Source organism: Stenotrophomonas sp. GW821-FHT02D01 (assembly GCF_059421765.1).
The window spans coordinates 990427-1014905 of the sequence record NZ_JBWKVP010000001.1 but is presented as its reverse complement, the minus strand read 5'-3'; the positions used below and the strand labels follow the sequence as shown (position 1 = coordinate 1014905).

At 65.5% G+C, this 24479-nt stretch carries 24 protein-coding genes and 3 tRNA genes; 7 read left to right on the top strand and 20 right to left on the bottom strand.

All coding sequences use genetic code 11. From position 1 onward, the window contains the following. Positions 1 to 37 precede the first annotated feature (37 nt). The 7 genes from lpxK to AC07UW_RS04625 all read right to left on the bottom strand — a co-directional run bounded on the left by lpxK (position 38) and on the right by AC07UW_RS04625 (position 8389). Positions 38 to 1057: a tetraacyldisaccharide 4'-kinase gene (gene lpxK, locus AC07UW_RS04655; RefSeq protein WP_223494729.1), complete on the bottom strand. Its 1020-nt coding sequence runs from the start codon at positions 1055 to 1057 to the stop codon at positions 38 to 40. After that, the gene (gene msbA / locus AC07UW_RS04650; RefSeq protein WP_223494727.1) at positions 1057 to 2805 is read right to left on the bottom strand and encodes a lipid A export permease/ATP-binding protein MsbA; all 1749 of its coding nucleotides are present in this window, start codon (positions 2803 to 2805) and stop codon (positions 1057 to 1059) included. Before msbA ends, lpxK begins: the two co-directional genes overlap by 1 nt. Further along, a complete protein-coding gene (locus AC07UW_RS04645; protein ID WP_025875217.1) occupies positions 2802 to 3224 on the bottom strand; it encodes an ExbD/TolR family protein in 423 nt (140 codons plus the stop codon). Before AC07UW_RS04645 ends, msbA begins: the two co-directional genes overlap by 4 nt. Positions 3225 to 3227: 3 nt before the next feature. Beyond that, positions 3228 to 3890, bottom strand: coding sequence for a MotA/TolQ/ExbB proton channel family protein (locus AC07UW_RS04640; protein WP_108265380.1), 663 nt, complete (start codon positions 3888 to 3890; stop codon positions 3228 to 3230). A 3-nt stretch (positions 3891 to 3893) separates the two neighbouring features. Next, positions 3894 to 6302, bottom strand: a complete 2409-nt coding sequence (locus tag AC07UW_RS04635) for a DNA internalization-related competence protein ComEC/Rec2 (RefSeq protein WP_495211509.1) — start codon at positions 6300 to 6302, stop codon at positions 3894 to 3896. Positions 6303 to 6372: 70 nt separating this feature from the next. Next, positions 6373 to 7716, bottom strand: a complete 1344-nt coding sequence (locus AC07UW_RS04630; RefSeq protein ID WP_312107831.1) for a sensor histidine kinase — start codon at positions 7714 to 7716, stop codon at positions 6373 to 6375. 1 nt (position 7717) lies between these two features. Next, positions 7718 to 8389: a response regulator transcription factor gene (locus AC07UW_RS04625; protein ID WP_025875225.1), complete on the bottom strand. Its 672-nt coding sequence runs from the start codon at positions 8387 to 8389 to the stop codon at positions 7718 to 7720. A gap of 144 nt (positions 8390 to 8533) precedes the next feature. Here AC07UW_RS04625 and AC07UW_RS04620 point away from each other — a divergent pair, with 144 nt between their 5' ends. Next, a complete protein-coding gene (locus AC07UW_RS04620) occupies positions 8534 to 9301 on the top strand; it encodes a MipA/OmpV family protein (protein ID WP_025875227.1) in 768 nt (255 codons plus the stop codon). A gap of 39 nt (positions 9302 to 9340) precedes the next feature. Next, positions 9341 to 9628 carry a hypothetical protein gene (locus AC07UW_RS04615; protein ID WP_025875229.1) on the top strand — a complete coding sequence of 96 codons (288 nt, stop codon included), beginning with the start codon at positions 9341 to 9343 and terminating at the stop codon, positions 9626 to 9628. An 8-nt stretch (positions 9629 to 9636) separates the two neighbouring features. Here AC07UW_RS04615 and AC07UW_RS04610 read toward each other — a convergent pair whose 3' ends face one another. Continuing rightward, positions 9637 to 9777 carry a hypothetical protein gene (locus AC07UW_RS04610; protein WP_165780968.1) on the bottom strand — a complete coding sequence of 47 codons (141 nt, stop codon included), beginning with the start codon at positions 9775 to 9777 and terminating at the stop codon, positions 9637 to 9639. Positions 9778 to 9884: 107 nt separating this feature from the next. Here AC07UW_RS04610 and AC07UW_RS04605 point away from each other — a divergent pair, with 107 nt between their 5' ends. From AC07UW_RS04605 to AC07UW_RS04590, 4 genes are all read left to right on the top strand, one after another. Next, entirely contained in the window at positions 9885 to 10454 is a 570-nt protein-coding gene (locus AC07UW_RS04605) for a peroxiredoxin family protein (protein WP_495211508.1), read from the top strand. Positions 10455 to 10465: 11 nt separating this feature from the next. Further along, a complete protein-coding gene (locus AC07UW_RS04600; protein WP_025875233.1) occupies positions 10466 to 10660 on the top strand; it encodes a hypothetical protein in 195 nt (64 codons plus the stop codon). A gap of 65 nt (positions 10661 to 10725) precedes the next feature. Further along, positions 10726 to 10917: a hypothetical protein gene (locus tag AC07UW_RS04595; RefSeq protein ID WP_025875235.1), complete on the top strand. Its 192-nt coding sequence runs from the start codon at positions 10726 to 10728 to the stop codon at positions 10915 to 10917. 31 nt (positions 10918 to 10948) lie between these two features. Then, complete coding sequence (locus tag AC07UW_RS04590; protein ID WP_099820043.1) at positions 10949 to 11143, top strand: hypothetical protein; 195 nt, start codon at positions 10949 to 10951, stop codon at positions 11141 to 11143. A gap of 298 nt (positions 11144 to 11441) precedes the next feature. On the opposite strand, the gene AC07UW_RS04585 is transcribed toward AC07UW_RS04590, so the two are convergent. The 4 genes from AC07UW_RS04585 to uvrB all read right to left on the bottom strand — a co-directional run bounded on the left by AC07UW_RS04585 (position 11442) and on the right by uvrB (position 14230). Next, positions 11442 to 11696: a hypothetical protein gene (locus tag AC07UW_RS04585; protein ID WP_336026484.1), complete on the bottom strand. Its 255-nt coding sequence runs from the start codon at positions 11694 to 11696 to the stop codon at positions 11442 to 11444. 155 nt (positions 11697 to 11851) lie between these two features. Continuing rightward, a tRNA-Val gene (locus AC07UW_RS04580) sits at positions 11852 to 11926 on the bottom strand. Positions 11927 to 12023: 97 nt separating this feature from the next. Further along, positions 12024 to 12098: transfer RNA gene (locus AC07UW_RS04575), tRNA-Val, on the bottom strand. 107 nt (positions 12099 to 12205) lie between these two features. Further along, positions 12206 to 14230, bottom strand: coding sequence for an excinuclease ABC subunit UvrB (gene uvrB, locus AC07UW_RS04570; RefSeq protein ID WP_223494722.1), 2025 nt, complete (start codon positions 14228 to 14230; stop codon positions 12206 to 12208). Positions 14231 to 14322: 92 nt separating this feature from the next. On the opposite strand from uvrB, the gene AC07UW_RS04565 reads away from it, so the two are divergent. Next, on the top strand, positions 14323 to 14895 hold the full coding sequence (locus AC07UW_RS04565; RefSeq protein WP_495211507.1) for a GspH/FimT family pseudopilin: 573 nt from the start codon (positions 14323 to 14325) through the stop codon (positions 14893 to 14895). A 62-nt stretch (positions 14896 to 14957) separates the two neighbouring features. On the opposite strand, the gene AC07UW_RS04560 is transcribed toward AC07UW_RS04565, so the two are convergent. The 8 genes from AC07UW_RS04560 to ppnN form a co-directional block, all read right to left on the bottom strand. Then, positions 14958 to 15034: transfer RNA gene (locus tag AC07UW_RS04560), tRNA-Asn, on the bottom strand. Between the two features lie 51 nt (positions 15035 to 15085). After that, positions 15086 to 15499 carry a type IV pilin protein gene (locus AC07UW_RS04555; protein WP_495211506.1) on the bottom strand — a complete coding sequence of 138 codons (414 nt, stop codon included), beginning with the start codon at positions 15497 to 15499 and terminating at the stop codon, positions 15086 to 15088. Between the two features lie 22 nt (positions 15500 to 15521). Beyond that, positions 15522 to 20162 carry a pilus assembly protein gene (locus AC07UW_RS04550; protein ID WP_336026470.1) on the bottom strand — a complete coding sequence of 1547 codons (4641 nt, stop codon included), beginning with the start codon at positions 20160 to 20162 and terminating at the stop codon, positions 15522 to 15524. Then, entirely contained in the window at positions 20159 to 20650 is a 492-nt protein-coding gene (locus tag AC07UW_RS04545; protein WP_223494718.1) for a pilus assembly PilX family protein, read from the bottom strand. Before AC07UW_RS04545 ends, AC07UW_RS04550 begins: the two co-directional genes overlap by 4 nt. 7 nt (positions 20651 to 20657) lie before the next feature. After that, positions 20658 to 21851, bottom strand: coding sequence for a PilW family protein (locus tag AC07UW_RS04540; protein ID WP_223494717.1), 1194 nt, complete (start codon positions 21849 to 21851; stop codon positions 20658 to 20660). Further along, complete coding sequence (pilV, locus tag AC07UW_RS04535) at positions 21848 to 22318, bottom strand: type IV pilus modification protein PilV (RefSeq protein ID WP_495211505.1); 471 nt, start codon at positions 22316 to 22318, stop codon at positions 21848 to 21850. Before pilV ends, AC07UW_RS04540 begins: the two co-directional genes overlap by 4 nt. Further along, positions 22315 to 22833 (bottom strand): GspH/FimT family pseudopilin, encoded by a 519-nt coding sequence (locus AC07UW_RS04530; protein WP_223497220.1) that lies wholly within the window; start codon positions 22831 to 22833, stop codon positions 22315 to 22317. Before AC07UW_RS04530 ends, pilV begins: the two co-directional genes overlap by 4 nt. A 173-nt stretch (positions 22834 to 23006) precedes the next feature. Further along, positions 23007 to 24395 (bottom strand): nucleotide 5'-monophosphate nucleosidase PpnN, encoded by a 1389-nt coding sequence (ppnN, locus tag AC07UW_RS04525; protein WP_223494715.1) that lies wholly within the window; start codon positions 24393 to 24395, stop codon positions 23007 to 23009. Positions 24396 to 24479: the final 84 nt, after the last annotated feature.

Here is a 24479-nt window from a genome sequence, read left to right as displayed (position 1 = left end):
GGCCGGCGGCGTGCATTTGCAAGCGCCGCACGGCCCCTCAGTTCGGTCGCAGCTTGTCCAGGCGATCGGTCAACGCGATCCAGAAAGCAGCAGGCATCTCGGCACGCAGCGGCACGGCGTAATGCCAGTCGTTGCCGAAGGCGCGGCACTTCACGGCATCCTTTTCGGTCATCAGCACCGGCAACTGGCTGCCAAAGGACAGATCCTGCGGCTGATAAGCGTGATGGTCGGCAAAAGCATGCGGCACCACGCCGATCGCACGCGCACGCAGCATGTCGAAGAAGCGTTGCGGATGGGCGATGCCGGCCACGGCATGCACGCGCTGGCCGGCGAAGTACGAAAGGGGACGAGCCCGTCCACCGGTCAGCGGTTGTGCGCTGTCGATGTGCAGGGCCATCGGCCATTGGCCGAAGCCGCAGGCCTGGGCAGCCGTCGTTTCATCCGCTTGGCCGAGGTTGACCACGCGGAAATCGCATTCGGCGGCGCGACTGACCGGCTCGCGCAGCGGGCCGGCTGGAATCATGCGGCCATTGCCATAGCGACGCTGGGCATCGACCACCTCGATCTCGATGTCGCGCGCCAGCCGGTAGTGCTGCAGGCCATCATCGCAGACGATCACGTCACAGCCGGCGGCGATCAACGCCTTGCCCGCCGCCACGCGATCACTGTCCACGCGCACCGGCACGCCGGTTTTCCAGGCGATCAGCACCGGCTCGTCGCCACCGAGGGCGGTCGGCGTATCGGCTTCCACCCAACGTGCCTTGTCGGCGTCTTCGCGGCCATAGCCGCGACTGGCCACACCGGGCTTCCAACCGGCTGCCCGCAGGCGCTCGACCAGGGCGATGGTCAGGGGCGTCTTGCCGGTGCCGCCGGCGGTGATGTTGCCGACCACGATGACCGGCACCGCCAGCGCATGGCGCTTGCGCCAGCCACGCCGGTACAGGCGCCGACGCAACGCGGTAACGCCCGCGTACAGCGGTGCCAGCAATCGCATCGGCCAGGGAACCGGGCTGCCGTCATACCAGTACGGCGGGGTCTGGGTACCTTTGCCCGCCATCAGTCCTGCCTTTCGCGGAACTGCATGTTGTGCAGGTGCTGGTACAGGCCACCCATTGACAGCAGCTCCTGGTGGGTCCCGCGTTCAACGATGCGGCCATGGTCCATCACCAGCACCTGGTCGGCATGCTCGATGGTCGACAAGCGGTGCGCGATCACCAGCGTGGTGCGCTCGGGCATCAAACGCTGCAGCGCATCCTGCACCAGGCGCTCGGATTCGTTGTCCAGCGCCGCGGTAGCCTCGTCCAGGATCAGGATCGGCGCGTCGCGCAGGATCGCGCGGGCGATCGCCAGGCGCTGGCGCTGGCCGCCGGACAACAGCGCGCCGTTCTCACCCACCGGTGTCTGCAGCTGCTGCGGCATGCGTGCAATGAACTCCCAGGCATTGGCCGCTTCGGCCGCCGCGCGGATCTGCTCGTCGGTTGCATCCATGCCGTAGGCGATGTTGGCCGCAATCGTGTCGTCGAACAGCATCACCTTCTGGCCGACGATGGCCACCTGCCTGCGCAGGTCGGCCAACGGGTACTCATCCAAGGCGACGCCGTCGAGCAGGATGCGACCCCCGTTGGGTTCGTAGAAGCGTGGGACCAGCCGGATCAGGCTGGTCTTGCCGCTGCCGGAACGACCGACGATGGCGGTGACCGTACCCGGCCTGGCAACGAAGCTGATGTCGTCCAGGGCGATGCCGCTGTCTTCACGGTAACGCAGCATGACGTGCTCGAAGGCCAGTTCGCCGCGTACGCGCTGCACCGTGTGCTTGCCGTCGTCGCGCTCGACCGGCATGTCGATGATGCTGAACAGGCGCTCGGCAGCGGCCACGCCGCGTGAGATCGAGGTCTGTACGCTGGTCAGCCGGCGCAGCGACGGAATGATGGCCATCATCGAGGTCATCAGGCCCATGAACTGGCCTGCATTGAGCTTGCCGGCCAGCGCCTCGCGGGTGGACACCCACACGATCACCGCCAGCGCCAGCGCCGCCAGGAACTGGACCACGCTGGAGGCGGCCGCGCGGGTCACTTCCACCTTCATGTTCAGTGCCAGCATGCGGTTGGCCAGGCGCGAGTAGCGCGAGATCTCGTGTTGCTGGGTGCCGTGCACCTTCACTTCCTGCTGCGCCGCCAGCGATTGCTCGGCGGTCTGCGCCATGGTGCCCATGCCGTCCTGGATGCCGCGGCTGATGCGCCGGTAGCGCTTGCCCACGTAGGAGACGATCACGCCGATCAGCGGCACCACCACCAGCATCGCCAGCGTCACCTTGACGCTCATCTGCAGCATCACCGCCAGCATGGCGATGATGGTGAGGGTATCGGCGACTACGGTCTTGAGCGCGTCGGCGCTTGCCTGGGTGACCTGTTCGGTATCGAAGTTCAGGCGGCTGACCATCACCGGCGTCGCTTCGGCGTCGAAGTGCGAGGACGGCAGGTGCAGGTACTTCTGCAGTACCTGTTCGCGAAGGTCGCGGACCACGCTGCGGCCGGTCTTGGCCAGCGTGTAGTCGCTGACCCAGGTCGCCACGCTGCGCATCAGGAACAGGCCGAGGATGGTCAGCGGCAGGATCACCGCCATGCGCGGCTCAGGGTTGACGAAGCCCCGGTTGACCAGCGGCTCCATCAGCTTGGTGAAGTGATAGCCGGCCAGGGCTTCGACCACCATCGCGATGACCGCGCCGATCATGAACACCCAGTAGGTGCGGGTATAGCCCAGCAGACGTTTGTAGATCGGCCACACTGGCGCGTGATGGGAACTCATGGACGCACCTCTGGCGCTGTTGCAATGGCGATACGACGGAAGCCGAGCTGGCCCAGCGCGTCCTGCGCGGTGACCACGGCCTGGTAGGGAGTGCGCGCGTCGGCACGCAGCAGCACGGTCTGTTCGCGGTCGCTGCCGGCGACAGCCGCAATGGTCTGCTTGACCGACTCGACGTCGCTGCGCAGCACTTCCTGATCGTTGACGAAGTAGCGGCCGTCAGCGTTGATCAGCACGCTCAGCGAGCGCGGCGGCTCGTTGGTCTGCTGCTGGCTGGCGGTCGGCAGCTGCACCTGCAGGGTCGAACGCGCATCGAAGGTGGTGGTGACCACGAAGAAGATGATCAGCACCAGGATGACGTCGATCAGCGGCACCAGGTCGATATGCGGCTCATCCTGGGACCGGTCGTTGCCGATACGCATCGATCAGGCCTTTGCCGTAGCGGCGGAGGACGCGCGCGTGGCGGGTGCCGGGGTCATCACACCGGGCCGGCCATCCAGCGTATCCAGCAATGCGCTGGCTTCCTGCTCCATCTCCACCACGTAGCCGTGGATGCGGCCCTTGAAGAAGCGGTGGAACATCAGCGCCGGGATCGCCACGATCATGCCGGTGGCGGTGCATACCAGCGCCTTGCCGATTCCGCCTGCAAGCTGGTTCACGTCACCCACGCCGTGATCGAGGATGCCCAGGAACATCTGGATCATGCCGACCACGGTGCCGAGAAGGCCCAGCAACGGGCCGGCCGAGGCGATGGTGCCCAGCGCGTTGAGAAAACGCTCCATGCGGTGCACCAGGTGGCGACCGGTGTCTTCGATGCGCTCGCGGATCTGGTCGCGCGGGCGATTGCGCGCTTCCAGTGCCGCGGCCAGCAGGGCGCCCAACGGCGAATTGGCACGCAGGGTCTGCAGGTGCGCCGGGTCGAGCTTGCCGCGCGCGGCCCAGTTGCGCACTTCCTGGCCCAGGCCAGGCGGCAGTACCTCGTTACGCCGCAGGGACCAGAAACGCTCCAGGACGATCGCCAAAGCCAGTACGCCCAACAGCAGCAGCGGCACCATCGGCCAGCCACCGGCCTTGACCAGTTCCCACACGTTTCAACCCTCCGGCCCAACGGCCGCTTGTTCGATCGGCGATAGGATAGCAGCCGACCGTGCCCGCCCAGCGGCATCCCACCACCGGGCTGCGTGGATACGCTGTTCACGCAGCTGCAGGCCTTGTGCGCCAAGCCATACACGGATCGCGCCGGACTCGGCGGTGGACAGCACTTCGGCGCCGGCCGCCTGCCAGCGCTGCACCACGTCACGCTTCGGGTGTCCAAAGCGGTTCTGGTGCCCGGCCGAGACCAGCGCCAACCGTGGCGCCACCGCCTTCACCCAGCCGGGGGTGGAGCTGCCGCCACTGCCGTGATGGGGCACCAGCACCACGTCAGCACGCAGCGCCGCGGCAGCGCCCGCCAACAGCGCCTGCTCGCCGGGCCGGCCGATGTCACCCGGCAGCAGCACCACCCCGTGTGCGCCGGCGACCCGCAGCACGCAACTGGCCTCGTTGTCGACGCCCTTCGCCGGAGCTGCAGGCAAAGCGGGCGGATGCAGCACCTGAAAATCGACCCCATCCCATTGCCAGCGCAGTCCCTGTTGGCAGGTGCGGGCAGTGGCAATTGCACTGCCCTGTGGCGCCAGTACGTCCAGGCCTGGCAGTTGTCGGCGCAACGCGGCGAGGTTGCCGCTGTGGTCCAGGTGGTCGTGACTGATCATCACCCGTGCCGGCGGCGCCTGTCCCAACGCCCGCAACGTCGGCAGCAGTATCCTCTCCTCGCCTCCGCTGCCCGCCGGCGGGCCGACGTCGTACCAGAGTGCGTGGTGGGCGGTTCGCAGCAACACGGCCGCGCCCTGGCCGACATCGTGCACCACCAGTTCCAACTCGCCCTGCTGCGGCACCGACCGTGCTGGCCACAGCAATGGCAGGCACAGCAATGACCCGGCAAGCACCGCACCGGCACCACGCGGCAACAACCACCAGAACACCCCCAGCAACGCCGCCGGCACCGCCCAGGCTGGCCCCTGCGCCAGCCACCACATCGCCTGCGGGTGCTCGGCCAACGGCTGCATCAGCTGCCAACTGCCATCGAACACCCAGGCTGCCGCGCGCCAAGGCCACTGCCCTGCCCCACTAAGCAGGGCCTCCAGAGCGGTTCCCAGCAGGGCCAAAGGCACTACCAGCAGGCTCCACAGCGGAATGACCGGCAGATTCACCAGCGGCCCCAGCCGCGCAGTTCCGCCAAACAGCGCCACTGCCAGCGGCAGCAGAGCGACGCTGGCCACCCCCTGTCCTGCCAGCGCGCCGCGCAGCATCGCGGTGACCCCCTTCGGCCGCCCCTGCGGCAGGCACCACAACAACCACAGGACGCCCCCGAAACTGAGCCAGAAGCCCGCAGACAGCACCGACAGCGGTGCCGGCAGCAACATCGCCAGCGCGGCCAGCGCCAAGCCCTGTGCCACTGTCACCGGACGGCGGACGACGCGTGCCAGGGCCACCACCGCGATCATCAGCGCGGTGCGCACAGTCGGCAGCTCGCTGCCTGCGACAACGGCATAGCCGGCCGCTGCCACCGCCGCCGCGCAGGCCGCCGCCTGTGGTCGTGGCCAGAACCCGGCAAGCCCCGGCCAGGATCGCCAGAGAACAGAACACAGCAATGCGGCGAAGCCCGCCACCAGACCGACATGGAAGCCGGAAATGGCGATCAGGTGGGTCAGGCCCAGCGCGCGCAGCTGCGCCCAGTCGATATCGGACAGGCCACGCGTATCGCCCAGCGCCAAGGCCTGGATGAACCGTGCCGAGGGGTGTGCGATCTGCGTGGCGATGGCCGCACTGGTGCGCTCGCGCCAAGCGGGCAGGCCATGCGCGGGACGCAGCTGCCTCGTGGTGCTGGCATCACGCACGTTGCCACTCGCTGCCAGCCCGTGCAGCAACGCATGCCGTTCGCCATCGAAGCCCCCCGGATTGATACGCGAGCGTGGCGGCCGCACGCGCAGCGACAACTGCCAGTCCGCGCCGGCGTGCAGGCGATGTCTCTGATCAGCCCCGGCGTCGGCCGGCCCGCGCCGGGGCGCGTGCCAGAACACCTGCAGCCGCTTTCCACGCAGCATCGGCGTCGCATCGGACGCATCGACCCGGAATTCGAACCGGGTGTATCCAGGCGCTTGCTTCGGCAGGTCGACGACCTGCCCCCGGACCAGCACATCCTGGGCAGCAGCACCGGCCGGCAGCTGCGCCTGCAATGCCCAATGCCCATGGCAGGACGTCCAGGCCAAGCCGAACAGCAGCGCAGCCGCCGCGCGCCCGCGCCAGCGCAGCACCCAGCCCAACGCCGCCACGGCGGTCGCCAGAGCAGACAGCCACAGCGGCGGCAACACCGGCAACAGCACGCAGGCCAAGGCGCCGGTAACCAGAGCGGCGGCGCACGCGGGGCCCAGCAGCGGCGACAAGGTCCGATCGGCAGCCATCGACACAGCGTGCCGTGGTAAGGCCTCACGCAACCATCAGGCAACTCCCTGCGGTTTTGTCAGCGCCCGACTAACGACGCACGCTGCCGCGGTGGAAGTTGACCCGGAAACTGGCGCCGCCTCCGACAGCCTCGCCCACGCTCACCGTGCCCCCGTGGTGCTGCACGATTTCCTTGACCAGATGCAGGCCCAGGCCGCTGCCGCTGCCGGCGGCACGCAGGCGGTGGAACGGCTCGAAGATCGCTTCGCGGTCACCGACCGGTACACCGGCGCCTTGATCGCTGACCTCCAGCAGGCCCTGCCGGTCCAGACGCACGCAGATGGTGCCGCGCCCGCCGCCGTGGACGATGGCGTTGTGCACCAGGTTGGCGATCACCCGGCCCAGGGCCAGGCCATCACCATGGATCCATACCGGCGTTTCCGGCGCATCCACTTCGAAGCCATAGCCGGCACCCACGACCAGCGGAGCGAGGTCCGCGGCCGCTTCGCGGACGACATGCGCCAGGTCCAGCCGCTGCAACGCTGCGACGTTCCGGTCCAGGCGCTGCAGGTCGAGCAGGTGCTCGGCGACGTTGCCGAGGCGGGCGACATCGGTCAGCAGCTGCGATTTCAACTCTCCCTGCGGCAACTGCGACAAGCGCGCCTGCACCACCGCAATCGGTACCCGCAGCTCATGGGCGGCGTCGGCCAGGAATTTATCGCGTGCCGCGTAGCCCTGCTGCACCTTGTCGATCGCATCGTTGAACGCTTCGACCAGAGGCGCGACCTCGGTCGATACCAGCTGCGCGTCCAGGCGCGCACCGGGCTGGCCGATATCCAGCTCCTTGGCCTGCTGCGCGGACCGGCGCACGCCACGCATGGCGCGATGGATCACCGTCGGCATCACCAGCAGCGTGACCACGATCAACGGCAGGAAGAACCACAGGCCGATCAACCGCAGCACCATCAATGCGCCATCCAGCAGGCCGCCCTTCGGCGCCCCGCCCACCATCACCGTGATGCGGCGGCCGTCTTCGTTGCGGATCATCACCCGGGCCACGTCCAGGTACGGCGGTACCAGCGACCCCAGCTCGGTGGCGCCCAGTGTCGGCAGGCGGGCCAGCAGCGGCGCGTGGATGGCAGGCAGCGTGCCGCGCTGCAGCCATACACCCCGATCGTCGACCGCGGCAAACCACAGGTTGCCACCAGCACGCGCATCGAGCTTCTGCCAGCGTGCTTCGTCCAGCACCAGCCGGCCGCCTTCGCTGTGCACCGCATTGGCTGCGCTCTCGGCCATGAACATGTCCATGCCCCAGGTGTCCTTGTCGCCCCAGGTCAGGATCAGCGCGACGACGGCGAACAACACCGTGAAGGCCTGCGCCAGGAACAGCCGCCACGCCAGTCCCAGCGTGATCGAACGAATCGGTCGTGCCATCTCAGGCCTCCGCCAGCAGATAGCCGACGCCGCGGATCACGTGGATCTCCACGCCTGCCCCGGCCTGCTGCAGCGCCTTGCGCAGCTTTGAAATATGCGCGTCGAGCGCATTGGACTGGATTTCATCATCGAATCCGTACACCGCCGCTTCCAGCGCGCTGCGGGTGACCGTGCGCCCCTGCCGCATCGCCAGGGCCTGCAGCACCAGCACCTGCCGCCGCGGCAGTGCGACCGGCTGGCCATCCACCTGTGCCTGCAGCGATTCGAAATCAAACTCCAGCCGGCCCAGCCGCAACCGGGGGGTCACCATTGCCGACGGTCGACGCGATACGGCGCGGATGCGCGCCATCAGCTCTTCGATCGCCACCGGCTTGACCAGGTAGTCATCGGCACCGACATCCAGCCCCTCCACCTTGTCTGACAGGCCCCCCTTGGCGGTGAGCATGATCACCGCCAGGTTCGGCCGCAGGGCACGGGCAGTCGCCACGAAGCCCACGCCATCACCATCGGGCAGCTGCCGATCGAGCAGCATCAGCTGATGGACCGGCTCACGCAGGGCGAGCGCAGCCTCGGCCAGGCTGCCGACCACGTCGGCGACCACACCCTGGCGCTCAAGCCCGGACTGCAGGGCTCGCGAGAGATCGGGATCATCTTCGACCAGGAGAATGCGCATCGGGGGCTCGGCAACCGGAAACGGTGCCGATCATAGTGCCTTCGGTGTGCAAGTGGCGGCGATGCCAGCAGATTGCGCCTGCGCAATGTTCCGACAATGTTGCGCGCGCAGCATGCATCGCCATCCCTGCAACGCACTACATCGATGACCTCACTGTCCCCCGCCCTGCTGCGCCCCCTGCTGTGCACCGTCGCTCTCTCCACGCCGCTGCTGGCCACCGCGCAGGAACAGGCTCCGGGGGTACAGGCCGGCATCACCTTCGGCGCGACCACTGGCGCCTACGCGCACTATGACGACAAGCCGCTGGTGCTGCCGGCGCTGTCCTGGCAGGGCAAGCGCTTCTTCGCCAGCCCCGGCTCGCTTGGCATGAACCTCTACAAGGCCGACGGCCTGCGCCTGTCGGCGGTGGCGACGCCCTACACGTTGCGCTTCAAGACCGACGACGTGAACGATCCGCAGCTGCGCCGCCTGCACAGCCGGCAGATGTCGGCGATGGTCGGCATCAATGCCGACTACAGCGCCGACTGGGGCGCGGTGGCGGCCAGCGTGAAGCGCGAAGTAAGCGGGCACGGCGGCGGTGTTGAATCCAGCCTGCATTACAGCTATCCGATCCAGGCCGGCCGTTTCACCTGGGTGCCGCGCGTGGGCGTGGTGCATTCCAGCGCCCGCCTGCTCGACTACTACTACGGCATCAGTGACGAAGAAGCGCTGCGCTCCGGGCTGGCGGCCTACAAGCCCGGCAGTGCCACCTCGCCGAGCCTGCAGATCGCGGTCAGCACGCCCCTGGGTACGAAATGGCGCGCAACTGGCGTCGTCGCCAACCAGTGGTTCGGTGATGCCGTCGAAGACAGCCCGATGGCACGGCGCAGCAGCCAGACATCCGCTTTCATCTCACTGATGCGCGCGTTCTGACCGAACCTGCATCCGCCGCACGGACAACAAGGATCCCGCATGGCCGCCGTCACCCCCACCGCCGATGCCAACGCGATCCTGCGCGCGCCGGATCTGGACAGCGCCGAGCGCGCCTACCTGGGCCTGCTGCCGGACATGGATCATGTGGACGCGTTGACCCGACGTGCACTTGGCCTGTCACGCGCTGCCGATGCTGCGCGCGGATATGCGCTGTCGATGACCCTGGTCGGCCTGCGCCTGCAGGAGCTGGAAATGGGCGAGCCGTGTGCAGCCGAGTATCGGCAGGCAACGTTGCGCAGCCTGCGGCAGGCCTTCACCGCCGCCTGAGCATTCCGTCAGCGGAAGGTTGTCCAGGCCAGAACCGCGGACAGCAACGCTACCCACACCACGGCCTTGAACGTGCCTTCCAGCATGTTGCCACCGAACAGAAGGTCGATGATCGGGTTCGGCCGGGAAACGGGAGCATGGTCACTCATGGTTGTGTCCTGTGGTTTGGGAACTGCGTCACCGATGATACAAAAGCTTGACATTCCTGCTGCTGTTTCCGGTATGGTCAATGCAACGCGGCGTTCAAGGATGATCGATGCTCAAGCGTGCACTGTTTCCTGTATTCGCCCTGCTGCTGGCCGCACTGGTCATCATGCTTTCCTGGCAGAACCGCCAGCTGCGGCAGGTCAATGAACAGATGGCGGCACAGCTGCAGCAGACCCAGCTGGATGCGCATGGCCTTGCAACCGGCACCCGACCTGAACTGTTGACGCTGCGGACGACGCAGCAGACCCATGTCGATATCGGTGGCGCGCGCGGCGTGCCGCAGATCCTCTACTTCTTCTCTACCGCCTGCCGTTACTGCCTGGCCTCGGTGCCACAACTGCAGCAGATCGCGGCTGCGCGAGGCAGTGCCGAGCTGGTGGGCGTGGGCCTGCCACCGTACGACCAGCTTGCCGACTACGCAGGCAAGCACGCGCTGGCGTTTCCGATCGCCGTCGACGATCAGGGCGAAGTCTCCAAGCGCTACCGCGCCACGCTGACACCGATGCTGATGGTGCTGGCCGCGGATGGCAGCATCGCCTACAAGCATGTCGGCCAGCTCGACACCGGAACGGTACAGGCCGTCGCCAACGCATTGAATCCGGGAAGCCACACCAACTGAAGGAGATACACATGATCGGGAAGAAAACGCTGTTCTCGTCCGTCGCCGGTATCGTCATCGTTGCTGCAATGTCATTCGGGGCCGCACAGGCCTTCGCCACACCGGTGAAGACCGGCTTTGCACCGGGTTGCGTGGATACCCCCGGATGCATGTTCGGCGGCAATGGCCGCGCCGGCGGCACGCGCATCTGCTGCGTCGCCAACTGATCCCGCTTCGACACCGCCCCGCACGCGGTGACTTCATGTTCCATCGCCATTCCAAGGAGATACACATGATCGGAAAGAAGAAGCTGTTCTCGTCCATTGCCGGCATCGTTGTCGTGGCCGCCATGTCATTCGGTGCCGCGCAGGCCTTCGCCACTCCGGTGAAGACCGGCTTCGCGCCGGGCTGCAAGGAACATCCGAGCTGCCCCTATGGCAACGCAGGCTCCCACGGCCTGCTGGCCTGCTGCGATCCCATGTAACCCGCCTCGAAGCGCTGCAAAGGAGATACAGATGATCGGAAAGAAGAAGCTGTTCTCGTCCATTGCCGGCATCGTCGTCGTGGCCGCCATGTCATTCGGTGCCGCGCAGGCCTTCGCCACTCCGGCCAAGGCCGGGTTCGCACCGGGCTGTGAATTCACCCCGGGCTGCCCGTATGGCGGCTCAGGGCATTGGTCCGGCCCTCGCCTGTGCTGCGATCCGCTCTGAGCCCGCCTGATGGTTCCAGCCATGTCGTGACCTGAGCCCAGGCTTCCCGGCCAACGGGGTCACTTCCGGGCAAACGGGCCGGACTGCCTTCACGGGTGGCCCGGCCCTTTTTCATGATCGTGTTCTGCCGCCGCCCCGGCCGGGCCCTGATTCATCCTTGCAGACGGCACTTGGCACGCGCTTTTCCGGTCTTCGTCGCATGCCGATTTCACAGCGCAGGCCACAGTGCAACGCTGGGCTCCCTTCTCCGGAGCACCGTGCCATGCCGATGCTTGCCTTGCTGCTGTTGATGGCCGGTCTATGCAACCGCGACGCCGGCACCGGACACGATTCGCTGCGCTTGCAGATTCTGCAGGCCGATGCCCAACGCGCCGCTCGCGAGCCCGCCACGCGCGGGCAGACGGAGCGCCAGAGCGTACAGATCCTGCGCCTGAGTGCGGATCGCGTGCTTCAGGTGGCCCATGGTCGCGTGCAGCGTGAAGCGCCTGGGGGACAGCGCGGGCAAGTGCATAGCCGGGGACTCATGCAACTGTGGCAGCGCGTAGATGGTCATTGGCAGCTGCAGCGCAGCGCCAGTGTCGAGCAACGCGGTTGACGCTGGCAGCAAGCCGGCCAGGCTGAAACGAGCGCGGATCGCAGGCACAAAAAAACCGGCCCAAGGCCGGCTTTCATCGTGTCCACCGCTGCTCCGGCCATGCCGGGAACCGGTGGTGGGCGGTACAGGGTTCGAACCTGTGACCCCTACCATGTCAAGGTAGTGCTCTACCGCTGAGCTAACCGCCCAAATATTCCGTGCAGCCCGCAGGCTGGTGCTTCTACGTAAAAACCCGGCGCCAGGGCCGGGCTTTTCATGCTCACGACAGCCCCCTGGGGGACTTCGTGGTGGGCGGTACAGGGTTCGAACCTGTGACCCCTACCATGTCAAGGTAGTGCTCTACCGCTGAGCTAACCGCCCGTTTGTTGCTTCTGCAGCCCCGCGATTGCGTCGGTGCAGGCCGCGTATATTACGGATGGCGACCGGCAAGCGCAATACTTTTGTGAAGAAAAGCCTTTTTACCGCGTTCAGCCCAGGCTGGCTTCCTTCAGCTGCCTGATCTGGTCGCGCACCCGGGCGGCATCCTCGAATTCCAGGTCCTTGGCATGCTGGTACATCCGCTGCTCCAGGGCCTTGAGGCGAGCAGCCAGCTGCGCCGGACTGAGCGAACGGTAGTCGACCGTGTCCTCTGCCACCCCGGAACGGCCTTTGCCCTTGCCCTTGCGGGACTCCTTTTCAGCGGCATCCGAACGTGCGCCCTCCAGCACGTCGACGATCGGCCGCGCCACGGAGCGCGGAGTGATGCCGTGCTCCAGGTTGTACTCGACCTGCTTGGTGCGGCGGCGGTCGGTCTCATCAATCGCTGCCTGCATCGAACGGGTGATCTTGTCCGCATACAGGATCGCCTTGCCGCGCACGTTGCGGGCCGCACGGCCGATGGTCTGGATCAACGAGCCGGTCGAGCGCAGGAAGCCCTCCTTGTCCGCATCCAGGATCGCCACCAGCGAGACCTCGGGCATGTCCAGCCCCTCGCGCAGCAGGTTGATGCCCACCAGCACATCGAACTTGCCCAGACGCAGGTCACGGATGATCTCCACGCGTTCAACGGTATCGATGTCCGAGTGCAGGTAGCGCACGCGGATACCGTGCTCGGTCAGGTACTCGGTGAGGTTTTCGGCCATGCGCTTGGTCAGGGTGGTGACCAGCACGCGGTCACCGGCCTTGATCCGCTCGTTGGCCTCGCTCATCAGGTCATCGACCTGGGTGCCGACCGGGCGGATCTCCACCACGGGGTCGATCAGCCCGGTCGGGCGCACGACCAGCTCGGCCATGTCCTCTCCGGCCTCGCGGAATTCATACGGACCCGGTGTCGCCGACACATAGATGCTGCGCGGGCAGCGCGCCTCCCACTCCTCAAAGCGCAGCGGACGGTTGTCCAGCGCTGATGGCAGGCGGAAGCCGAACTCGACCAGGGTTTCCTTGCGCGACCGGTCACCTTTGAACATGGCACCGATCTGCGGAATGGTCACGTGCGATTCGTCGATCACCAGCAGCGCATCAGCCGGCAGGTAATCAAACAGGGTCGGCGGCGGCTCGCCCGCGTTCTTGCCGGTCAAATGCCGCGAGTAGTTCTCGATGCCGTTGCAGAAACCCACTTCGGCCATCATTTCGAGGTCGAACTGGGTGCGCTGGGCCAGGCGCTGCGCCTCGACCAGCTTGTTCTGCGCGTACAGCTGCTCCAACCGCTCCTTCAGCTCGACCTTGATGGTCTCCACCGCCGCCAGCACCCGTTCACGCGTAGTCGCGTAATGGGTCTTCGGGTACACGGTGAAGCGCATGAGGTTGCGCATGGTCTCGCCGGTGAGCGGATCGAACATCGTGATCTTTTCCACCTCGCCATCGAACAGTTCGATGCGCAGGGCCTCACTGTCCGATTCCGCCGGGAACACGTCGATCACTTCACCACGCACGCGGAAGGTACCGCGCTGCAGCTCGTATTCGTTGCGCGTGTACTGCAGCTGGGTCAGGTGATTGATCAGGTCGCGCTGGTCGATGCGCTCGCCCTTGGACAGGATCAGGCGCAGCGACAGGTAGTCTTCCGGCGCACCCAGGCCATAGATGGCCGACACGGTCGCTACCACGATCGCATCCGGCCGTGACAGCAAGGTCTTGGTCGCCGCCAGCCGCATCTGTTCGATGTGCTCGTTGATCGAACTGTCCTTCTCGATGAAGGTGTCCGACGACGGCACGTAGGCTTCCGGCTGGTAGTAGTCGTAATAGCTGACGAAGTACTCCACCGCGTTGTGCGGGAAGAACGCCTTGAACTCGCCATACAACTGCGCGGCCAGGGTCTTGTTCGGCGCCATGATCAGCGTCGGCTTCTGGATCTGCTGGATGACGTTGGCAATGGTGTAGGTCTTGCCCGAGCCGGTCACGCCCAGCAGGGTCTGCTTGGCGACGCCGGCTTCGAAATTGCTGGTCAGCTTGGCGATGGCGTTGGGCTGGTCTCCCGCCGGCGAATACGGCGAGACAAGTTGAAAACTGTCGCTCATGGTGTTGCCAGGTCTCGGGGAAGGTGAGTATACGGGGCGTCCGGTGACGGTCGGCTGAGGGGAAGCCTGCCTCAAATATGGGGATCTGGCTGATGGTGGCAGTCAAGACCTGCAGCCAACCTGTGGCCATGACTGCGGCCACACACCTCCCCCACCCTGCGCGGTTGGCACGCGGCCTTCACCTGCTGGAACTGGTGAGCGTACTGATGGTGCTGTCGGTGCTCCTGGCCCTGGCCTGGGGACCCTGGCAGCGCACGCTCCGCCACCTGCAAGCGGAATCACTGCGTGCCGAACTGACCAGCAGCCTGGTACTGGCACGCAATACAGCCATCACCCAGCGCCGAAGAGTGACGGTCTGCGGGTCGGCCGATGGTGTCAACTGCAGCAACGCATGGAGCCAAGGGTGGCTGGTACGGACGGAACCCTCGCCATGGGCAGCCGCGACTGCCGCCGCCGTCATCCATGTGCGGGATCGCATACCGCCGCCTGTGCGGATGGAATCCAGCCAACATCGGCGACATGTGCAGTTCCTGCCGGATGGCCGCAATGCCGGCACCAATCAGTCGCTGGTGCTCTGCGTGGACGGGAAAGAGCACAGCAGGGTGATCGTCAACGTCGGCGGACGCGTACGCAGCGAGCGGCCACGAACTGAAAAACCTTGCTGAATGCGGCAGATGGCGGATCGAAGAACGAAAAAAGCCGCGATTTCTCGCGGCTTTTTCGAATCTGGCGCCCGAAGTTGGACTCGAACCAACGACCCCCTGATTAACAGTCAAGTGCTCTAACCGGCTGAGCTATTCGGGCGGGGAGGCGCATTCTAGACGCTCATTGCGAGGCTTGCAACACCTTCGTCCCTTACCAGCAACCCGCCACCTTGGCCTCGGTGGGCGTCTTGCGCCCCGCCTGGTCCAGGGTCAGGGTGCCGCACTTGTCCTTGTCCTGGCCAGTCCCCGGCACCGCCTGCAGCGTGAACGCCGATGACGTCGCCGCACCGGACAACGACAACGTGTAGTACGACTTGCCCTCCCGGGGCGAGACGGTGAACGGCAGAGTCATCCCACTGTACGTGTTCTGCACGGTATGGAAGCGCTCCAGCTGCTGCGCCAGCTCCACCAGATCGGCCTTCGCCTGTGCACGCCGGGATTTGCGCACGTGCTCGCTGTAGGACGGAATGGCGACGGCGGCGAGGATCGCGATTACGGCGACCGTGATCATCAACTCGATCAGGGTGAATCCGCGGGCGTTGCGGCGGAGGGTCAAGGCGTTCATTCAATGTCCTCGAACTGCATCATCAACGGATCTGCCGCCACGACTGGCGACCACACGCACGCGGCTTGTACAGCGGATCGGCGCCCGGGCTGCGCAGTACGAACGTGCAGGCCTCGGCTTCCAGCAGCTTGTCGACCGTACAGCTGGAGGTAGCAGGGTCGCACGGCTCCAGCTTGGGCACGAACATGTTGGTACCTGTCACCGGAGGTCCCTGCCCCAGATCTCCGCCCTTGGTCAGGGCCACGGCCGCACAGTCGCCGGTACAGATCGAGGTGCCGCCGATGGTCGAGCTCAACCCACTCATTGACCCACCGCCGGACAACAGGTTCAGGCCGTACATCCAGTTCACACCGCCCCCGCTGCCGCAGATGGCGGTACCTGGAACATAAGTGGTGAAGTACACCGTGCCGCCCTGTACGTTCGGGTTGCCCACGAAGCGCTCACCTTCGATGCTGCTGTTCACCACCAGATCCACATACCAGCCGCGAACAGCGCCGTACACGAAACTGGTGCTGCTGACGGCACGCGCAGAGTAACCATCGGTAGCCGTGGTGGTGATGATGTTCTGCTGCACCAGGTTGGCGCGTCCGCCAGCCGTCGTCTGCAGGTTGTCCCACACGCCGTACAGGCTCTGCACCGGCGAGGAACTGCTGACTGCATTGTCATCGGCCGCAAAATACTGGCCGGTGCCGAAGAACAGGCTGACCCCACCGCTGGGACCACGAGTGACTTCGATGCCGCCCATGATCGGCTGCGGTTTGCTGTTGCGCACAGCGGTGAACAAAGGCGCCCCTCCCAATGCCACCCCCCAGTTGGCCGGGTTGGCATCGGACAGGTCGAACTTCCACAGGTTGCCCTGCATGTCGCCGCTGTACACCGTATCGGTGATGCCATCGTTGTTCTTCAGCGCCACTGTGGCCAAGTTGATGAGTCCGTTGCGGTTGGCGTAGGCCGCACCGGTCGGGGAGATCCTGCGCAGCACCTTGCCTGTGGCGATATCGACCACGAACAGCACCGGCTTGCCGCTGGTGGAATTGACGCCGTTGCCGAACAGCGCCACGAAACGTGGCTGGCCGCCAGCGGTGGTGCCCGACACCGGAACCACCACCGGCTTGCCCAGTACGAAGCCCAGATCCGACTCGGTCTTGCCCGACACTTCCCACAGCACGCTGCTGGCACCGAAGCCGGTCGGGTTGCCCACGTCCAGCGCGAACACCGAACCGTTGCTCGCCTTGCCACCACTGGGCGCGACCGACGAGCCGCCACCACCGGTGGTACCCACCAGCACGGTGCGCCAATTGCTGCCGTCGTACACATCCGACGATGTCAGCGGACCATCCACGTAGTAGCGGTGACCGTACTTGGGATTTGCCAGTTCAGCGATGTGCTGCAGCGACGAGGACGGAATGAACGCCAGCTCCTCGGTCCCGGCTGCGGCAGTCTCCGAGCCGTTGAAACCATGCAGCATGCCGTCGTTGGCACCGACATAGATCATCGTCGGCGGGCCACTGCTCGCCTGCTTTGCCTTCAGGTACGTGGCGTACGACGCGCCCAGCGTCTTCTTCCATGGAGCCGCCTGGACGCTCCAGTAGCCATAGCCGAAGTCATCGCGGTTGGAAACGACCTCGGTACCCGAGTTGACGATATCGCCCAACGGCGAGGTGCGCGTGCGGAAGCCACTGATGGCAGCCCCGCGCAGATAGCTGACCAGGTTGGCCGAGGTCTTGCCGGTGTACCAGTCCGGACGCGTGACCAGGCCCAGGGTCGCGGCCTTCGCATTCTCGTCGGCGCCGGGCAGGTTGGCCGAGGTGAACTCTGCCACCTTCGCAGCAGTAACCGTATCCTTGGCCGAATCGGTGGAGGTGGGCGCCGTCGCCATGTAGATGCGTCGGGTCGACGAAGCGATCTTGCTTGATGCCCGCCACAGCTCTGCACCGTCGGCACCGGTACTGGTCACCCGTGTGGCGATGACATCACCGGTCCAGTCGTTGCTGCCGGAGGGCACGCGGAAATGGGACGCTACCGTGAACGAACCGGTGCTGATGCGCGCGCCCGAGCCGCTGCCACCGACCGGCGCATCGCCTTCAGCCGCACTGTCGAAGATTTCTTCCAGCGCCTGCTTCAGCTTGGTCGGGTTGCGAGCCAGGAAGTAGTTGTCCGGCACGCCCTTTTTCTTGCTGTCCCATGCCTTGCCACCCGCAGGGACACCGTACTTCGCCGCATACCACAACGGGCTTTCCAGCTGGCCGGCAGCGTTGGTCGACGCCTTGTACTTGATGACCACCGGCTTCTGCCAGTTGCTGGGGAAGTTGTTGGTGGTGCTCAGCACGGAGCCGTTGGAGTTACCCGGGCGCAGCGCGAGGCGCTGCACGGTGTTGGATGCATTGGAACCGGTGATCGTATAGCCCGTCAGCATCGCGTTGCCGGCATAGGCAGACAGGTTTTCGATGCGGACCAGCACCTCATCCTCAGCCACCGTGCCGCTGACGGTGCCGTTTGTGTTGCATACCGCTGCATTGTTTGCAGCGCTGACACTTTTGCTGGTATCGGCACGCCAGCAGATGTTGTTGAAGCCGGAGGCATCGTTGCAGGTCGCGCCCACACAGTAGCTCATCATGGCCACAACGTCATTGTCGTGGTCGTTGCCCCACAGCGAGTCTTCCCATACCAGCGAAAAACTGCCCGCCTTGGCATCTGAGCGGTAGGTGCGACCATAGACAAGATTGCCGCCGCTGCTGTTGGCTTCCTTGATGCCGATGCCCACCGAGCCCAGGAAGCAGCTGCGCCATCCGCTGGTGGCCTGCGTTGCACTGCCGGAATTATTGGCCTGGCACAGCGGCGCCAGGCCGATCTTGCGTCCGCCCACCGCAATTTCGAACTGCGGCAGATTTTCGGCCATCGCGACGGTATAGGTAGTCGCCGTCAGCTTGTACGACGAGGGCTTGCTCTGCACGCCCGGGCGCATGTCGGTCTCGGCAGCCGCCTTGGCCAGGCCAGCCATCATGTAGCTGCCCTCCATCGAAGGGATATCGGGGCAGATGCCGCGCGCCTTGCTCAGGCTGGTTACGGCCCGGCCCTGGCAGATATCCTCATGGGTATTCAGCGAAGTGCCCTTGGGGGTGTCGCCGATACGGCCGATCATGTACGTGTTGCCGGCGATGCCTTCGGCAGCGCCGATCGCATCGGTAGCCGTGGTGGCGGCGGCCAGATTGGTCACCGAGCCGATATTGTCGCTGTCGAACGAGGGCAGGCCCGAAGACAGGACCAGGATGCTGCAGGTCGCGCAGTAGGAGTTGCCACCGTCGGCGGGCAGGCGATAGGGATCCTTCCAGGCCACGCTGGTTGGCAGGCCGCTGAGGTCGCCACTGTCCCCGTAGATCTTGGCGCCGCCCCCCACGTAGCGAAGTGCTTCGGCGTACATCTCCGCCAACGGATTACCCCAGGCACTGCACTTCTGGCCACTGGTACCCGGGTCGGCCAGGTTGCCATTGCCTCCCTGGTCCTGACGATTGAGGATGCCGTAGGTGTTGCAGTCGTTCCAGTTGCTGCTCCAGTTCCATTGATCAATGCGGAAGTTGGAGATCGTGTTGATGATGCCCTCGGCACCACTGGCCAGCGCGCTGCAGAACTGGCCCGTGGACAGGTTGATCTCATCGCCTGCGGCACAGAACGTAGTGCCGTTGCCGGCGATCTTGCCGATGTTGCGGCGCAGGACGCCACCATCGCGCGGGCTGGAATACGTGCCACTGATCAGGCCAAAGCGCAGGCGCCCGCTTTCGCCATAGGTCTGCAGCACGCCAGCCGGCTTGTAGCGATCGGTGGCGCCATCGTTGTACTTGCGGCAGTAGCCTTCGCGCAACGCGGCATTGGTCGAGCCGCAGACTTCCGCACGCACGGTGTAGTCAACTGTCGAACGCGGCGTGTCCGCGCTGCCCTCGCCGGAGCGATTGACGCCGCACTGGTAGGATGCAGTGGACGCCCACTCGGACCAGTTGCCAGAAGCAACACGCATCAACGGCGCACCATTGGCGGCGATGGTCGCATTGCAGAACGACTGCGTGCCGGAAAGTGGCGTGAAACTGCCGATGTCGCTGCCGCTGTAGACCTTGACCCAGGCATGTAGATCACTGGGGATCTGCGCGCGCTCGATGACGGTCTTGTCCTTCGTATCTTCCGAACGCTGGCCGCCATAGAGCACGCCACGCATCACGTCCAGGCGGCTCATCGTCACCCAGTTGAGGAAGTTGCCCGACCAGGCGCTGCTGCAGCTGTGGCCGTTGGCACCGCCTGCGGCAGCGGACGCCTTGAATACGCCGCTGGCGTAGCCATAGCACAGCTTGGAATCAAAGTAGCCACCGTATTCGAATGCATCCAGATACGTGGTATCGAGGATGCCATCCGGTTCACCGCCCGGCCCGCCACCGATGTCGCTGTAGTCGCTGTAGGCCTTGTTGAACAGCTGCTCATCGCGCGACATCACCATCATCATCAGCGGCGGCTGGCTCTGCTTGGTGTACAGCGGCTCCTGGGCGATGTCGTAGTCGCCGAGCGCCGCCTGCAACGGAAGAATCAGCGCGGCCAGCCCGGCCAACACGGCAACCCCGGCCCCGGCACGCAGCCAGGTGGCAGGACGGAGGCGAAGGAAACGACGTTCGTTGTTCATGGGATGAAGACCGTGTCGATGACGGCACTGGCAGAGGCGTCGGTGGGGGCATCACTGGCCAGGGCCGTGACCTGGTAGGTGTTTCCGGTTTCTTCGTTGGCCCGCTTGCCGGTCTTGATGCTGGAACCGGTACTGCCCGAAGAGCATTTGTCGATGCGTCGGGTGTAGCTGGCCGCGGTCTTGGTGATCGCGTTGGCCCAGGTCAACGGGTCGTAGGTCGGGCTGCACTCTTCCTGATCAGCGAGGAAGACGTTGGCGCCATCCAGCGCGGTTTCGATGCCGGTCTCGACCTGGCGTGCACTCGACTCAGCGTTCTGGAACGCCAGGTTCGTACGCAGGTAATTGGAGGCCATGCGCTCCTGCATGCTGGTGACCTGCATGCCCGCGATGCCGATCAACGCCAACAGAATGAGCATGATGAGGGCCACGTAGAGCACCGCGCCGCGTTGGCGACGGGGAGCGACGGGCCGGAATCGGTATGAGCGCATGATGACCTCAGTTGCCGAACAGGCGGTTACGCAGTGCGACGGTGGTCTGATAGACGGCACGCATGCGTCCATCGGTAGGGGCGGTATAGGTCACCCCCATGGATACCAGCGCGGCGTTGGAGTCTGCCTGACGGGCTGCTGCCGGATCCGGACTGGAGACCAGCAGGCCCACCTGGACGACGCCGACACGTCGCCAGGCCAGGCCGATGTCGCTGGGCAGCGACTCCTGCACGGCCTTCGCCGTACCCTGACGATCGATGTAACCCGACGGCCGGGCGCCCAGACTACGGTCCTGACCGTAAAGCAGTTGCAGATTCTCTACACCCTCCACCATCGCTTCCGGGCTGGACGCAACCAGATCGCCGTTGGGGGCCGCACCAAAGCGCACGCGGTACAGCGAGCTCTGCTTGGTCGTCGCGTCGTAACCCACGTAGTAGACGGCGCTTTCAGCGCGATACAGCATCGCCTGACCAAGCATGTATCCATTGCTGAAAGTGCGCGAGCCGTTCAACTTCACGGTGTCGAAGGTGATGGTGCCGGTCGTTGCGTTGACTGCACTGGCCTGGAAGACCGTGGCCGAACCACAGTCGGCAACGCCGAAAAGACCCGGATTGGTCACGCCGCTGCGCAGCACCGACCAACGCGCGGCCTCAAAGGAGTACACCGGCTTTTGGATGGTGCCACCGATGGCGGTGATCGGAACGCCGTCAGGCATCAGGTAGCGCAGCGCAATGATGTCGCTGCCGTCGACCCGGTTGGTCAACGCGCTGGAGATCGCCGTCGGCAATGCCGGGGTATAGGCGGTTCCCCCCGTCGCTGGTGTCGCTGCCAGCGTGAGTGTCTTGCCAGGCTCGGTGCCGGTGGCCTCGTAGCCTTGGATGGAACGCATGAAGTCAAGGCCAGGGTTGGCCGCGCCATCCAGGGTGGACTGCAGTGTGGACAACGACTCCAGCGTGTGCGCCTGGTCGTTGGTGCAGCCGAAATGTCCAGCCATGCGGATCTCACGCTGCAGCGTATCCATCGCGAAACGGCTGTTTTCCTGCACGCGGGCAAGACCTTCGGACAGCTGATAGGCGGTGCGCGAGGCGGAGAACACCTGCACCACCGCCAACAGGATGATCAGGCCGATGACCAGCGAGATCATCAGCTCGATCAGCGACAGGCCCTGCATGCGCCGGGCAGAGAAGCTGGCGCGGCTCACAGGCGAGTACTCGCGGTGAAGGTGGTGTCGACCGCATCCGCCTTCCAGCGTTCGTCGCCCCACGTGACCTGGACCGAATACTGATTGCCATTGCGGGTGACCGAGGCTTTGCTCTCCGCACCCAGCGATTTACCCAGGCGGCAGCGCCAGTCGGTCATGTAGGTGTCCTTGGCGATGGCCGCGCCGGTTGGCGGCGCACACTTGGTGGTCGTTGCGGTGTAATCACCCACGTACAGCGGCGCGGCAACGCGGTTGGCGCGGATCTGATCCAGCAGTTCGTAGCTGAGATTGGTGGCCTGCGTGCGGAAATTCGCACTCTGCACGTAGCGGACATTCATCGTCTGCAGCAGGGCGAAGCCCAGCAGGCCGAAGCCCAGCACAAGGATTGCGATCAGCACTTCGATCAGGGTGAAACCCTGTTGCGTGCGTCCGGAAAACCGACGACGTTGGTAAGCGGCGCGTGTCACTTGCAGGCCTCCTTCTGCAGGCGGGTCTGCCCGGTAAGCGAGATGGACAACCGCCGCTGCAGCGGTTGGCTGCCGCAATCGGCCGGACGCAATGTGATGTCCTGCGCGGTCACGGCACGGCTGCGGCCACGGGGGTCGAATGCGATGGTAAGGGCCTGGCCGCTGACGCCCTGCATCTTCGTCCGGGCCTCTGCATAGCGCAGCACGGCCTCGCCGGTATCGAAGCTGCCATTGCCATTGGCGTCGTTCCAGACCATCCAGCCATCCGTCCAGGACTTGCCATCGCAGCTGGTGCCCGCCGTGGAAGCACAGACCCCGCCACCATGCGTACCGCGAATGGCTTCCGAGCGCGCCAACGCGAGCGCAGCAATCAACTCGTTGCTGGTGGTGGCCATCCGGTTGGAGCGAATCGTGCCCTGAAAGCTGGGATAGGCAATGGTGCTCAGGATCGCCAGCACGGCAATCGTGACCATCAGTTCGACAAGCGTGAAGCCCTTGGACCGGCGCGATGACATTGGACGCTCCCCAGCGTGTTGGTGGCCACGATGGCGCACCGGCCTGCCGCCAGCAAGCGGCGGCAGGATGAACGGTCAGATCCGGGCGACGGGCGTCAAAGGCTTGACGTCCCGCCCTCCCCGGCCGATCCGGCACGGCCCCCGCCGCGCCGCCCAGCCGGCCCTCGCCCGGCTTACGCCAGCACCTGGTAGCAGGGCTGGTACTCGCCGGAGATCTTCATCCGGCGCTGCTCGACGAAGGCGCGCAGCAGCCCGTCCAGGGCCTGCATCATGTCGGGGTCGCCATGGATCTGGAACGGCCCGAACTCCTCGATGCGGCGCATGCCGTCTTCCTTCACATTGCCGGCGACGATGCCCGAGAACGCCCTGCGCAGGTCAGCCGCCAGCGCGTGTGGCGCACGCCCGTGATGCAGGTCCAGCGCAGCCATCGCTTCGTGGGTCGGCACGAACGGCTGCTGGTACTCCCACGGAATCTCGATGGACCAGTTGAAGAAGAACGAATCCTTCTGCGCCAAGCGATGTTCACGCACGCGCTTGATGCCGGCCGACATCTTCTTGGCCACCGCCACCGGGTCGCCGATGACGATTTCGTAGCGCTCGGCCGCAGCATCGCCCAGGGTCAGGCGGATGAAGCGGTCGATCTGCTCGAAATACGGCGCGGCCACGGTCGGGCCAGTCAGGATCAGCGGGAACGGCAGGTCCTTGTTCTCCTCACGCAGCAGGATGCCCAGCAGGTACAGGATCTCCTCGGCGGTACCCACGCCGCCGGCGAACACGATGATGCCGTGGCCGATGCGGACGAAGGCTTCGAGGCGCTTCTCGATGTCCGGCATGATCACCAAGTGGTTGACGATCGGGTTCGGCGACTCGGCGGCGATGATGCCCGGCTCGGTCAGGCCGATGTAGCGCGTCACGGTCCGGCGCTGCTTGGCGTGGGCGATGGTGGCGCCCTTCATCGGGCCCTTCATCGCGCCCGGGCCGCAGCCGGTACAGATGTCCAGGCCGCGCAGGCCCAGCTCGTAACCGACCTGCTTGGTATACAAGTACTCGTCGCGCGAAATCGAGTGACCGCCCCAGCAGACCACCAGGTTCGGGTCACCCGGATTGAGGATGCGCGCATTGCGCAGCAGCCCGAACACCGCATTGGTGATGCCCTCGGACGACTCCAGCTCGGCCGCGTAGGCCGGGCCCATCTCGATGGCCATGTAGGCCAGGTCGCGGACCACCGCGAACAGCAGTTCGGCGACACCGCGGATGATTTCGCCATCGACGAACGCCATCGCCGGCGCATTGGCCAGGTCGATACGTACGCCGCGATCCTGCTGTGCCACCTGGATGTCGAAGTCGGGATAGAGATCGCGCGCGGCGCGCGGATCATCGGAGGCACTGCCACTGGTCAGCACGGCCAGCGCGCAGCGGCGCAGCAGCTCGTGCATACCACCACTGGAGGCGTCGCGCAGGCGCGCAACCTCGGCCCGCGACAGCACATCCAGGCCACCACGCGGGTAGATCCGCGCGTCCTGCACCGGCAGCGTCCGCGCTGCCTTTTCATTCGTTGTCATATCCACTTTTCTGCTTCCTTTAAGGTGTCCGACTGTACTGCCGCCCCCTTAAAAAGCAAAACGGCCGGGAAGCCCGACCGTTGG

Coding starts and splice junctions, on each gene's coding strand:
- AC07UW_RS04635 (WP_495211509.1), bottom strand. CDS start 6,302: ATGGCTGCCGATCGGACCTTGTCGCCGCTGCTGGGCCCCGCGTGCGCC.
- uvrB (WP_223494722.1), bottom strand. CDS start 14,230: ATGAGCGACAGTTTTCAACTTGTCTCGCCGTATTCGCCGGCGGGAGAC.
- AC07UW_RS04590 (WP_099820043.1), top strand. CDS start 10,949: ATGATCGGAAAGAAGAAGCTGTTCTCGTCCATTGCCGGCATCGTCGTC.
- AC07UW_RS04615 (WP_025875229.1), top strand. CDS start 9,341: ATGGCCGCCGTCACCCCCACCGCCGATGCCAACGCGATCCTGCGCGCG.
- AC07UW_RS04530 (WP_223497220.1), bottom strand. CDS start 22,833: ATGTCATCGCGCCGGTCCAAGGGCTTCACGCTTGTCGAACTGATGGTC.
- AC07UW_RS04555 (WP_495211506.1), bottom strand. CDS start 15,499: ATGAACGCCTTGACCCTCCGCCGCAACGCCCGCGGATTCACCCTGATC.
- AC07UW_RS04605 (WP_495211508.1), top strand. CDS start 9,885: ATGCTCAAGCGTGCACTGTTTCCTGTATTCGCCCTGCTGCTGGCCGCA.
- AC07UW_RS04595 (WP_025875235.1), top strand. CDS start 10,726: ATGATCGGAAAGAAGAAGCTGTTCTCGTCCATTGCCGGCATCGTTGTC.
- AC07UW_RS04545 (WP_223494718.1), bottom strand. CDS start 20,650: ATGCGCTCATACCGATTCCGGCCCGTCGCTCCCCGTCGCCAACGCGGC.
- AC07UW_RS04585 (WP_336026484.1), bottom strand. CDS start 11,696: ATGACCATCTACGCGCTGCCACAGTTGCATGAGTCCCCGGCTATGCAC.
- AC07UW_RS04645 (WP_025875217.1), bottom strand. CDS start 3,224: ATGCGTATCGGCAACGACCGGTCCCAGGATGAGCCGCATATCGACCTG.
- AC07UW_RS04625 (WP_025875225.1), bottom strand. CDS start 8,389: ATGCGCATTCTCCTGGTCGAAGATGATCCCGATCTCTCGCGAGCCCTG.
- AC07UW_RS04630 (WP_312107831.1), bottom strand. CDS start 7,716: ATGGCACGACCGATTCGTTCGATCACGCTGGGACTGGCGTGGCGGCTG.
- AC07UW_RS04550 (WP_336026470.1), bottom strand. CDS start 20,162: ATGAACAACGAACGTCGTTTCCTTCGCCTCCGTCCTGCCACCTGGCTG.
- ppnN (WP_223494715.1), bottom strand. CDS start 24,395: ATGACAACGAATGAAAAGGCAGCGCGGACGCTGCCGGTGCAGGACGCG.
- msbA (WP_223494727.1), bottom strand. CDS start 2,805: ATGAGTTCCCATCACGCGCCAGTGTGGCCGATCTACAAACGTCTGCTG.
- AC07UW_RS04565 (WP_495211507.1), top strand. CDS start 14,323: ATGGTGGCAGTCAAGACCTGCAGCCAACCTGTGGCCATGACTGCGGCC.
- lpxK (WP_223494729.1), bottom strand. CDS start 1,057: ATGGCGGGCAAAGGTACCCAGACCCCGCCGTACTGGTATGACGGCAGC.
- AC07UW_RS04620 (WP_025875227.1), top strand. CDS start 8,534: ATGACCTCACTGTCCCCCGCCCTGCTGCGCCCCCTGCTGTGCACCGTC.
- AC07UW_RS04600 (WP_025875233.1), top strand. CDS start 10,466: ATGATCGGGAAGAAAACGCTGTTCTCGTCCGTCGCCGGTATCGTCATC.
- AC07UW_RS04610 (WP_165780968.1), bottom strand. CDS start 9,777: ATGAGTGACCATGCTCCCGTTTCCCGGCCGAACCCGATCATCGACCTT.